Genomic DNA, 11,794 nt, shown 5'->3' with positions numbered 1-11,794 from the left:
TGCAACACCGTCCAGAGCGGGTCAGAACAGGCCGTTGAGGCAGGCGGTCAGCTTGGTGTCGGCCGTGGGCGGCTGGGCAGTGATGCGTGACAGGAACGACACCGAGACGAAGTCGTCCATGACGGCGCCGGTGTCGACCTCGGTGGGCATGTCGACGGCGTCGCCCCACTCCATGGCGACCCGGAACGCGTCAGCGTTGTCGGGATGCGGCTCAAGGCTCACCGAGGTGATCGAACGCGGCGGCAGGGTGCCCACCTCGGTGAACCGCCAGCCCTTCATGTCGGCGACTTCACGATTCGGCACATTGAGGTTGACTGCCCACGCCGATTCGTGTTCGTCGGCCAGCAGACCGCTGAGCACGACGCTGGCGACCTCGGCCGCCGAATGCCACTTCTGGTCGGCGATGGCGTCTTCCCAGCCTTGGCCCTCAACCCCGAATCCCTCGACGGTCTGACTGACCGCCAAACCCGGGATGTTGCCGTTGCGACCGGTCAGCACAGCACCGACAGTGCCCGAGTGATACACAGACCGGCCGACATTCGCGCCCGGATTGATCCCCGACACCACCAAGTCCACCGGGCCGAAGGCACCCAGCCGGGCGAACATCACGCACAACGCTGGCGCCCCCGAGACCGCCCAGGCATCGGTGACGCCTTCGAAGCGCACCTTGTGGACTTCGGGATCCATGAGATGCAGCGGACCGATCGCAGCGCCTGCGCCTGAGTATTCGGAATCTGGCGCCACGACAACCACATCGCCGTGAGCGGTCATAGCGCTCGCGAGGACGTGCAGCCCCTCCGACTCGATGCCGTCATCGTTGGTCACCAGGATCCGCACCGTGTCGAAGGTACTGCCCGCAGGTGACGTATCGACGTATGGCTCCCGAACGGAAAGTGTCGGTGCCGTGGCAAGCTGTCTCGCTGTGAAGGAGTGGGCTGAAACGGGCTCGTCTGCGACTGAGCGGGGCAGCGGGCGCCAGTTGCGCGTCCTGCACACATCCGATGTGCACATCGGGCATGTACGCGGGCCGCACGGCAGTCACCGGGACATATGCCAGTGCCCTATCCATGCCCTCGCGGCAACCGCGGTCGCCCATGCGGCCGACATCTTGCTGATCGCGGGCGACCTGTTCGACCACGCTCGGCTGAAACGGTCCGATGTCGCGCACACCATGGAGCTGCTGGGCGGCGTCGATGCGTCGGTTGTCATCATCCCCGGGAACCACGATGTCCATGACGAGCAGTCGCTGTGGGGTACCCATGCCGACCACGAGCACCGGCTCGAGGTCACCGGCGCCGGCGTGATCTTCCTCGACGACCCCGAGGGAGCGACGCTGCATTTCGGCGAGCACGACCTGACGCTGTGGGGCCGGGCGATGGACCTGCACCACTCCGAGTACCGGCCCCTTGCTGGCGTGCCGGCACGCCCCGACGACGGCTGGTTCATCGCCGCCGGGCACGGGCACTTCCAGCGCAACGCCGACGATGCGCACCGATCATCGCCGATCGCCGCCGAAGAGATCGAGGCCACCGGAGCCGACTACGTGGCTCTCGGGCACTGGCATGTGACGACCGATGTCTCGGTCGGCGACGTCGTCGCTTGGTACCCGGGGGCACCCATGGGCGTCCCGTCGAATGGCACTGCCTCGCTCGTCACGTTCTCGCAGAGTGCTGACGGCGCTGACCGCTCGGTCGCTGTATCACATGTGCCCGTGGCTGCGCCTCTCGACGGCTGCGCCTAGCCGGTCCGCGCCCGATCCGCGAGGCAAAGCCCCGGGCCGAAGCGAGCTAGAGCGGCAAGCGTAGGGTGCCGCCGTGGTCTAAGCGAGCGGGAGCGATGGGGGCCGCAGGTACCGACCGCTGAGTCGTCTACAAGCTGGCAGTGGCGCGGTCGATGCGTCGTTGCAGCACCTCGCATTCGGACATGTGGCGCATCGCATCGGACTTGGCGGTGCCGTAGTCCTCGGCGACCTGGCGCGCTCGTTCGGGGTCGTCGTAGGTCTCGGGCTCGCCGAGCAGTGCTTGCAGTTGCGCGACGCGGTGCTCGGCGGCTTCCCAGGCTCGCTCGGCCGCAGCCAGTTCCCTGCGCATGGAAGCGGTCGCTTCGTGGACGGCCTGGCGCTTGCTGGCCCCCTCGCGACGGCGCTCAGCAGCGGCAGCCCGCGACGTCGTTGCTCCCGTGCCGGCGCCCCGGCCATCAGTGTGCTGGCTGCTCGTGCCTCTGCTGCTCGTGTGCTGGCTGCCGGTGCCGCCGGTGCTCCCCGCAGTGCTGCCACCAGCGGTCCGTCTCGTGCTCAGCCCGGGTGGTCGCAGCAGATCCTCGTCGACGCCGGGGTGCAGGGTGGCGGTGCCGTCACGCACCACGATCAGCGAGTCGGCCACGCTGCGGATGAGGTGGCGGTCGTGGGTCACCAGCAGCACTGTGCCGGGGTATACCGACAGCGCATCCTCCAGCAGATCGCAGCTCGGCAGATCGAGATGGTTGGTGGGCTCGTCGAGCACCAGCAGGTTCACCGGGTTCGCCATCGTGATGCCGAGTGCCAGCCGGGTGCGCTCGCCGCCGGAGAGATCCGCCACCTTGCGGTCTGCAGCGTCGCCGGGAAATCCGAACCCGCCGAGCATCGTGCGCACATTCCGCCCGGGCTGATCGCCCACTGAGGCGGTGAACTCCTCCACCACCGACCGTCGTGGATCCATGACCTCGGCAAGGTGCTGAGCGAATGTGGCCATGTCCACATTGCGGCCGCGGTGCAGCTCGCCGCCGAGAATGCCCAATTCGCCCTGCAACACTCGCAGCAGCGTCGTCTTGCCCGCGCCATTCGGACCGACAACTCCCACCTTGGCGCCGCGTTCGATGACGAGATCCACGCCTTCGAGCACCGGAGCGTCGCCGTCGGCGTATCCCACCGAAGCGTCGATCATCTCCACGACGACCCGCGACGAGCGCCGCGGCGTGCCGAATCCGAAGCGGGCCGCCAGCTCCTTGCGGCTCGGCACCTCGACTGGCGCCAGCTTCTCCAGTGCCTTGATCCGGCTCTGCACCTGCCGAGCTTTCGTGGCCTTGTAGCGGAACCGCTCGATGAATCGCTCCGTGTGAGCCCGCCTGCGAGCTTGCTGAGCCGCAGCCGCCTCGGCAGCCGCTATCCGCTCCTCGCGGGCGACAACGAATTCGGCGAAGCCGCCGACGTGCTCGTGCACCGTCGTGCCGTCCATCTCGATCACGCGGTTGGCAACTGCGTCGATGAAGTCACGGTCATGGCTGACGAACAGCAGCCCGCCCTCCCACGACGCAAGCTGGTCCTCCAACCAGGCCACTGAGTCGACGTCGAGGTGGTTCGTGGGCTCGTCAGCCAGCAGCACATCGGGTTTTGCCAGCAGCAGCTGTGCGAGAGCGACCCGCATCCGCCAGCCACCCGACAGCTGCGCCACCGGCCGCTGCGCATCATCGGCTGCAAAGCCCAAGCCGGCGAGCACCCGGTGCGCATCCGCTTCGAAGCCGTAGCCGCCGATCTGGCGAAAGTGAGCCTCCAGCTCGCCGTAGCGGGCGAGCACCTCGTCGTGGTCGGCAGCGTCCACATCGGCCAGCCTCGCCTCGAGCGACCGAAGCTCGGCCGTCATAGCGGTGATGTCACCCGCCCCGGCCAGCGTCGCGTCGAGCACAGTGCCGTCGGCGATCTCGGTGAGTTCTTGGGGCAGGTAGCCGATCGTCAGCCCGCTTTGGCGGTGGACCGCGCCCTCATCCGGTTCATTGATGCCAGCCAGGATCTCCAGCAAGGTCGTCTTGCCGATCCCGTTCCCGCCCACCAGCGCCACGCGCCGGCCAGGCGACAGCTGCACGCTGACATCGGCAAACAGCCGCCGCGGCGGGTACGACTTGGCGAGCGAGGATGCCCACAGCACGGCCCGAGTCTGCCGCCGGACGGCGGCGCATCACCCGCTGCGGCAGTTGCGCCTGCCGCCAGGCCGCAAAGGGAAGCGCTCGTCTGCCGGCGGCGCCGGAAGACCGAGCCGCTAGACAAAGTGGGGAGCCACGTCGGCCATGAAGGCACGCAGCGCGTCGAGACGGCCCTCGATGCCGCCGCGCGCCACCGGGTCGAGCACGAAATGCGTCACGCCGGCCTCGGCAACTCGCCCGACACTGTCGATCATCTGCTCGGTGCTGCCGGCGATCGACACTTCGGGTTTCATTGCTGATGCCGGGTCGAGGTAGTAGCGCAGCGACAGCGTGATCTCGCTGCGGTCCCGGCCCTCGGCATCGCATGCCTCGCCCACCCCGCTCCAACCCGAAGCCACCTCGTCGACCGTCTCGAACGCCGCGTGGAAGCCGTGCCCATGGCGTGCCACCCGCCGGTAGGCAGCGGCCGTGTTGCCGCCGACCCACACCGGCACCGGGTCTTGCACCGGTTTGGGCTCGAAGCCCACGGCGGGGAACGAATAGAACTCGCCGTCGAAGCTCGGATCGTCCTCGGTGAACAGCGCGCGGAACACCTCGAGCTGCTCGTCAGAGCGCTTGCCACGGCGATCCCATGGCATGCCCAGCACTTCTGCTTCCTCGCGCATCCAGCCCACGCCCACGCCCAGGATCAGCCGGCCGTTCGAGAGCACGTCGATGGTTGCGAGACGCTTCGCCGTCTCCACTGGCGGCCGGTACGGCAGGATCAGCACGCTGAAGCCCAGCCGCAGGTTCTCGGTGACGGCGGCGACGAACAGCAGTGTGCCGATGGGGTCGAGCCATCCCGTCTTCGGCGGCGCCGGGAACGAGCCGTCGTCGGAGTACGGGTACTTCGACACCAGCTCGGCGGGCCAGCAGACATGGTCGGACGCCCAGCCCGAAGTGAATCCGAGCCGGTCGACCTCCTGAGCGAACGTGATGAGCCCGTCCCGTGATCCGATACGGCCCAAGTGCGGCAGAGTGACTCCCCATTCCATGGGCCGACACGCTATGCCGCTCGCGCCCCCGCCTGCCGGGTGCGCCCGTTGCGGAGACCGCAGGACCCTCGGCTCGGCGATTGTCACGCAATCGTCGTACCTGAGCTGAGAACGGCCCGGTGCGGCGCGATTACTCTCGCGCGCACCGCCGCAGCGGTCATGGGGAGACAGTCGGGGGCTACGGCTGCTGATTGTCGGCTTGCGACGCCGCGGTGGCTGCTGTTCCACCGAGGAGGGACCCATGCAACTATCCAAGAACCGCCTATTGCGCTTGCTAGCGCTGCTCTTCGCGTTCTCGCTCGTCGCGGCCGCCTGCGGTGGCGACGATGGCGACGACGACGCCGGCGAGACCCAGACCACCGAGGCCATGGCCGAGGAGGAAGCGGACGACCACGACGAGGACGACGGCCACGACCACGAAGAGGAGGAGATGGCCGCCGACGAGCCCGAGGAAGAGGCCGGCGGTCTCAGCCAGGACGTCATCGAGCAGGCCTCCGAAGAGGAGGAGATGGCTGACGAGGAGATGATGGACGACGAGGAGATGATGGAGTTTGACCGCTCCACCATGGAAGGCATCTTCGAAGAGGCCACCTTCCGTCGTGCGCAGGTCGTCGAGCGGATCACCGCGCAGATCGAGGCCGGCGAGTGGGGTGTAGGCGACGACAACATCCTGCGGGGCCCTGAAGGCTTCATGATCGACCTCAACGAGTGTCCCGACGACTGGTCGAACACCGAGGGCATCACCGACACCGAGATCCGTCTCGGCCAGACGGGCCCGCAGTCGGGCACCCTGGCGCTGTACGGCAACGCTCGCTTGGGCTGGCAGACCTACCTTCTGCATGTGAATGCCGAAGGCGGCGTCGCGGGCCGCGACGTGGTCATGAAGTCCTACGACGACGCATATGTGGCTGCACAAACCATCGAGTTCGTCGACGAGCTGATCGAGAACGACAACGTCTTCGCGATCCACACGCTGGGCTCGCCGAACACGCTGGCCGTGTACGACACGCTCAATGCCGAGTGCATCCCGCAGCCGTTCGTGTGGACGGGCCACCCGGCGTGGGGCGATCCCGAGGTGCACCCATGGACGACGGGCAGCATCCTGTCCTACTCCACTGAGGCCGTGCTGTGGGGCAACTGGATCAAGGACAACCTCGCCGATGAGCTGCCGGTCGTGGTGGCTGGCCTGGTGATGGACAACGACTTCGGCTTGGCCTACGAGCTGGGCTTCGAGGAGTACGCACACAACAACCCCGACGTGGTGTCGGAGTTCGTGCCGGTACGCCATGACCCTGCATCGCCGACGATCACCAACGAGATCACGACCATCGCTGCGAGCGATCCGGACGTCTACATCTCGATGACGGCGGGCAACGCATGCCTGCTGGCCATCCAGGAGGTCGCAGCGTCGGGTCTGAAGGATGACATTTCGGCAGCCTTCACACCGTCGGTGTGCAAGGCACCGGCGAGCTGGGTCTCCCCGGCAGGCGACGACGGCGACGGCTGGTACATCGTGGGCGGCGGTGTCAAAGACACCACCGACCCGGCGTTGATCGGCAGCGATGCGTTCATCGACTTCATCATCGAGAGCCTCGAGGCCAATGACCTCGATCCCACCATCTCGATGTTCGGCAACGGCTACATGCTGGGCTACCCGTACGTGGAGGCGCTGCGCATCGCCGCGGAGCTGCCTGCGAGTGCGAACAACCCGGCGGGCCTGAACCGGGCCAACTTCATCCTGGCCGTGCGGGCCATCGACATCCACCACCCGATCTTCCTGGACGGCATCACGTTCGCCATGAACGGCAACGCGGATGCCTTCCCGATTGAGGGCACGGATATCAGCCAGTACGACTCGTCCACGCACTCCTGGATCGTCTCGAACGTCATTGACGTGAATGGCGCTTCGGGCAACTGCGTCTGGGACAAGGACAACGGCGGCTGCCGCTAGGCAGGCGCATGGTCTGACTCGGGGCTGGCGTTAGGTCAGCGTCGAGCACCTGACTGAATCAGATAGGCGGCCGTCGCCGCCGGGAGCAATCTCGGCAGCGGCGGCCGCTTGTCGCGTTCGGGCTCCGTTGCCGATGGGCGGGGCAACGCGGCGTTCGGCCAGCGATTAGCTTCGGCGGAACTGTTGGGCGCCAGGGGATCGTTCGGCCGCTGGTGCGGAGACACATCAAGAGGGAGTACCCATGACCGGATCACACCGACGGCTGTGGCGCTTGCTGGCGCTGCTATTCGCGTTCTCGCTCATCGCAGCCGCATGCGGCGGCGGTGACAGCGACGATGCCGACGACGGCACAACCGACGCAGGCACGCAAACCGCCGAAGAGGACATGGCCGATGACGAGGCCATGGCTGACGAGGAGGAGATGGCCGACGAGGCTGAGCCGGAGGACGAAAGCTCCATCGGCGGCGGCATCACCCAGGAGGCGCTGGAAGACGACGCCGCCGAAGACGAGGGTGACATGGCCGATGAGGACATGGCCGACGACGGGATGATGAGCGTCAACCCCGACGACTTCGATCTCTCCACGATCGACGGCATCTGGGAGCTGGCAGCGGCACAACGTGCCGCCATCGTCAGCAATCTGACTGCCGGCATCGAAGCCGGCGACTACGGCGTCGGAAGCGATGGCATCCTGCGCGGACCGTCAGGCTTCGAGATCGACATGAACGAGTGCCCGTCGGACTGGTCGGACACCACCGGCATCACCGAAGACACGATCCGGATCGGCCAGACCACGGTGAAGTCAGGCAACCTCGCTGCATACGGCGACATCACCGTCGGCTGGGAGAACTACTACGAGTACGTGAATGCGACCGGCGGCGTAGACGGCAAGGACATGGTGCTGATCTCCCGTGACGACGGCTATGTGGCCGCACAGACCATCGAGTTCATCGACGAGCTGATCGAGTCGGAGAACGTCTTTGCCCTGCACACGCTGGGCTCGCCGAACACGCTGGCCGTGTATGACCAGATCAACGACGAGTGCATCCCGCAGGTGATGGTCGCGACGGGCCACCCGGCCTGGGGCGACCCGGTGAACCACCCGTGGACGACCGGCCTCCAGATGTCGTACTCCACCGAGGCGATCCTGTGGGGCAACTGGATCAAGGAGAACCTGGCCGATGAGCTGCCGGTGAAGGTCGCGGGCCTGGTGATGGACAACGACTTCGGTCTGGCCTACGAGCTGGGCTTCGAGGCCTATGCACACGCCAATCCCGATGTCATCAGCGAGTTCATCCCGGTGCGCCATGACCCGGCCGCTCCCACGCTGACCAACGAGGTCACCACCATCGCTGCGGCGAGTCCGAACGTGTTCATCTCGATGACTGCGGGCAACCCGTGCCTGCTGGCCATCCAGGAGGTCGATGCGTCGGGCCTGCTCGACGACCTGTCGGTGGCGTTCACGCCGTCGGTCTGCAAGGCCGTGGCTGCCTACATGGCACCGGCGGGCGACTCCAGTGACGACTGGTGGATCGTGGGCGGCGGCGTCAAGGACACCACCGACCCGAAGCACGTGGACGAGCCGTTCATCTCGTTCCTGCGCAACGAACTGGCCGATCGCGGTCTCGATCCCGAGATCTCGCTGCTGGGCACGGGCTACTACTTCGCGTACCCGCACACGGAGGCGATCCGGGTGGCCGCTGAGCTGCCGGGTGGGCTGACCAGGACGAACTTCATCCTGGCGGCGCGTTCGCTCGACATCTACCACCCGCTGCTGCTCGACGGCATCAGCTTCGCGGCCGACGGCGCGGTGGACGGCTACTACGTCGAGGGCTCGGACTTCAGCCAGTACGACGCCACAGAGCAGACGTGGAACATCGTCGGCGACATCGTGGATGTGAACGGCGGCTCGCCGAACTGCGCTTGGGACAAGGACAACGGCGGCTGCCGCTAGGCAGGTGCGCAGCGTCTGATTGAACGACACAGCGGCCGTCGCCGCCGGGAGCGATCTCGGCTGCGGCGGCCGCTCGTCGCGTCTAGGGGTCGATCAGCACGCCGGGGTTGAGGATGCCGTTGGGGTCGAGCCGCTTCTTGGCAGCTCGGATCGCCTCGGCAAACAGCTCTGGGCGCTGGCGGTCGTAGGCGTTGGGACGGTGCATGCGGCCCACTGCGTGATGGTGCGTGCACGTGCCGCCGGCTGCCTCGAGTGCCTCGTTGGCGGCGTCCTTGACGGTCTGCCACTGCTCGATCTCGCCGCCCTGCGTGCCCATGCCCGACCACGTGTAGTACGGCGCCGGGCCGTCGGTGTAGACGTGGGTGAAGCGGCACGACAGCGTGTGATGGTCGCCGAACACCTCAGCCAGCACGGCGCCGACCTTCTCGCGCACCACGGCGTCGAATTCGGGCCACCGGTCCCAGGTGATGGCGGTTTCGAATGTGTCGTTGATGAGACCCAGCGAGGTTTCCACGCCGTTGCCCACACCGATGAACGCGTTGCGCCACGCGCCGACCGCGCCGCCCCGGCCGGTGGGCGTACCGCTGCCGTCGTCGATCTGGATCTCGTCGTCGGGCACGTAGCCGTTGCACTCACGCGCGATCTCGACCGCCTGGGCGACGTTGTGGCGTTGGGTCAGTTCGGCCGATTCGAACGACACGATGACCAGCGCGCGCTCGCCGTCCATGCCCGCGGCGCGCCCGGCTTCGGCCGGGTCGAGGATCCGCAGGTTGGCCGGCCACAGCTTGGCCTGCACCAGGTGCCGCACGGCGTCGTAGCCGGCTTCCCATGACGGGAATGTGATGCCCGCCGTGGCGCGGAAGGTGGGGCGCTTCTGGATGCGCATCCACGCCTCGGTGATGATCCCGTAGATGCCTTCGGAGCCGATCACCATGCGGTCGGGGCTGGGGCCGGCACCAGAGCCGGGCAGCCGGCGCGATTCCCACCAGCCCGACGGCGTGATCATCCGGGTCGACTCGACGAAATCGTCGATGTGGGTGTGGTTGGTGGCGTAGTGGCCGCCGGAGCGTGTGGCGATCCATCCGCCGAGAGTGGAGAAGCGGAAAGATTGGGGGAAGTGGCGCAGCGTGTGGCCGCTGGGCCGCAGCTGATCTTCGAGGTGCGGGCCGAACACGCCGGCCTGGATGCGAGCCGCGCGAGACACGTCGTCGATCTCGAGCACCTGGTCGAGCTGGTCCAGCGAGATCACCACGGTGGGGCCGCGGTCCTCGGGCGGCGTCAGGCCCCAGACCACCGACGAGCCGCCGCCGTAGGGCACCGCGATGTAGCCGTTGGCGTCGCACCAGTCGAGCGTGGCCTCCACCTCGGTGTCGTTGCGGGGGTGCGCGACCACGTCGGGCGGGTTCGGGAAGTCGAGGTTGAAGGCCCGGACGCGTTCGGTGAAGTGTGCGCCGTAGGCGTAGCGGGCCCGGTCGTAGGTGCTGGTCGAGCACCAGCCGGCCACCGAGTCGGGAATCGCGATGCGAGGCGGGCGCAGGTCGGCGTCGTCCACCGACGGCACGGGCTTCGCGGCGATCTCGGTGCCGTATTCCGCCGACAGCTTTGCGGCCAGCTCGGCCCGATCAGCGTCAGTGGGTTCCTCCGATTCCAGGCACCACGCCCAGAACGACTTGCGGTCTGCCATTGCTCATGCCTCCACGTGCGTGCTCGTCAACCTAGGCCAGAGCTGTCTCAGTCGTCAGCGAGCAGGGCGCGGCTGATCACGAGTTTCTGGATCTCGCTGGTGCCCTCACCGATGATCATGAGCGGCGCATCGCGGTAGTAGCGCTCCACCGGGTACTCGGTGGAGAACCCGTTCCCGCCGTGGATGCGCATTGCGTCGAGCGACAGTTCGGCAGCCGTTTCCGATGCAAATAGTTTGGCCATGCCCGCGGCCAGGTCGACCCGCTCACCCGCATCGGCCCGGCGGGCGGCGTCGTAGGTCATCAGCCGCGCGGCGTGCAGCTTGGTGGCCATCTCGGCAATTTTGAAGGCGATCGCTTGGTGCTTGGCGATGGGCTTGCCGAAGGCTTCGCGCTGCTTGGCGTAGGCCACCGCGGCGTCATAGGCGGCCTGGGCCACGCCGACACCTCGTGCCGCCACGTTGATGCGCCCCAGTTCCAGCGCGGCGAGCGCCCAGCGGAGCCCGTTGCCGATCCCGTCAGGCCCGCCGAGCACCCGGTTCGCCGGCACCCGGTGGTCGACGTAGGCCATCTCGACGGTTTCGAGGCCGCGGTAGCCGATCTTGTCGATCTTGCGGCTCACCGTGATGCCGCCCGAGTGCTTGCCCGGTGTCTTGTCCACCAGGAAGCAGGTGATGCCCGAGTTGCCCGAGGGGTCGCCTTCGGGCACCCGAGCCAGCAGTGCCACGATGCCCGCACGCTCGCCGTTGGTAACCCACATTTTCGTGCCGTTGATGACGAACTCGTCGCCGTCGCGCACCGCACGGCAGCGCAGCGCGCCAGCGTCGGAGCCGCTGTCGGGCTCAGACAGCGAGAAACAGCCGCGCAGCTTGCCGGTGGCCATGCCGGGCAGCGATCGGTCGCGCTGCTCGTCGGTGCCGAAACGGGAGATGAGCTTGGCGCAGATGAGGTGGCTGTTGACGATGCCTGCCAGCGACATCCAGCCTCGCGACAGCTCCTCGATCACCCGCGCATAGGTCACATGATCGAGGTCGAGCCCGCCGTGCGATTCGGGGATCGTCGCGCCGAACAGGCCGAAGTCCTCCATCTGTTCGGCCATCTCGGTGGGGTATTCGTCGGCTAGCTCCAGGGCCGACGACCCCGGCACCACCACCTCGTCCACCCAGCGCCTCAGCGTGTCGACGATCTCGTCGGAGACATCGTCTGCGGTCGCCGACGACCCTCCGGCGTCTCCCTGGATATCCATCACTATTCCTCCCGAGTGGGTGCCGCCGATGCT

8 protein-coding genes are annotated in these 11,794 nt (G+C 67.2%); 3 read left to right on the top strand and 5 right to left on the bottom strand.

What is annotated here, in order from left to right; all coding sequences use genetic code 11:
* Positions 1-21: 21 nt before the first annotated feature.
* Positions 22-837 (bottom strand): 5'/3'-nucleotidase SurE, encoded by an 816-nt coding sequence (gene surE / locus ACOGI8_RS14185; RefSeq protein ID WP_419854440.1) that lies wholly within the window; start codon positions 835-837, stop codon positions 22-24.
* A gap of 85 nt (positions 838-922) precedes the next feature.
* On the opposite strand from surE, the gene ACOGI8_RS14180 reads away from it, so the two are divergent.
* Positions 923-1,741 carry a metallophosphoesterase family protein gene (locus ACOGI8_RS14180; protein WP_419854439.1) on the top strand — a complete coding sequence of 273 codons (819 nt, stop codon included), beginning with the start codon at positions 923-925 and terminating at the stop codon, positions 1,739-1,741.
* A gap of 127 nt (positions 1,742-1,868) precedes the next feature.
* Here ACOGI8_RS14180 and ACOGI8_RS14175 read toward each other — a convergent pair whose 3' ends face one another.
* Positions 1,869-3,899 carry an ABC-F family ATP-binding cassette domain-containing protein gene (locus ACOGI8_RS14175; protein WP_419854438.1) on the bottom strand — a complete coding sequence of 677 codons (2,031 nt, stop codon included), beginning with the start codon at positions 3,897-3,899 and terminating at the stop codon, positions 1,869-1,871.
* 111 nt (positions 3,900-4,010) lie between these two features.
* Positions 4,011-4,928 (bottom strand): LLM class F420-dependent oxidoreductase, encoded by a 918-nt coding sequence (locus ACOGI8_RS14170; protein WP_419854437.1) that lies wholly within the window; start codon positions 4,926-4,928, stop codon positions 4,011-4,013.
* Between the two features lie 241 nt (positions 4,929-5,169).
* Here ACOGI8_RS14170 and ACOGI8_RS14165 point away from each other — a divergent pair, with 241 nt between their 5' ends.
* Together ACOGI8_RS14165 and ACOGI8_RS14160 are read left to right on the top strand one after the other, a co-directional pair.
* Complete coding sequence (locus ACOGI8_RS14165) at positions 5,170-6,879, top strand: ABC transporter substrate-binding protein (protein WP_419854436.1); 1,710 nt, start codon at positions 5,170-5,172, stop codon at positions 6,877-6,879.
* Positions 6,880-7,120: 241 nt separating this feature from the next.
* Positions 7,121-8,833 carry an ABC transporter substrate-binding protein gene (locus tag ACOGI8_RS14160; protein WP_419854435.1) on the top strand — a complete coding sequence of 571 codons (1,713 nt, stop codon included), beginning with the start codon at positions 7,121-7,123 and terminating at the stop codon, positions 8,831-8,833.
* A gap of 82 nt (positions 8,834-8,915) precedes the next feature.
* Here ACOGI8_RS14160 and ACOGI8_RS14155 read toward each other — a convergent pair whose 3' ends face one another.
* The gene (locus tag ACOGI8_RS14155; RefSeq protein ID WP_419854434.1) at positions 8,916-10,517 is read right to left on the bottom strand and encodes an FAD-binding oxidoreductase; all 1,602 of its coding nucleotides are present in this window, start codon (positions 10,515-10,517) and stop codon (positions 8,916-8,918) included.
* Between the two features lie 47 nt (positions 10,518-10,564).
* Positions 10,565-11,761, bottom strand: coding sequence for an acyl-CoA dehydrogenase family protein (locus tag ACOGI8_RS14150; protein ID WP_419854433.1), 1,197 nt, complete (start codon positions 11,759-11,761; stop codon positions 10,565-10,567).
* Between the last annotated feature and the right edge of the window lie 33 nt (positions 11,762-11,794).

The organism is Candidatus Poriferisodalis sp., assembly GCF_965204195.1.
Taxonomy (GTDB): domain Bacteria; phylum Actinomycetota; class Acidimicrobiia; order Acidimicrobiales; family Poriferisodalaceae; genus Poriferisodalis.
Note: the sequence above shows the minus strand (reverse complement) of the source record. Positions and strands in the feature narration are given on the sequence as shown.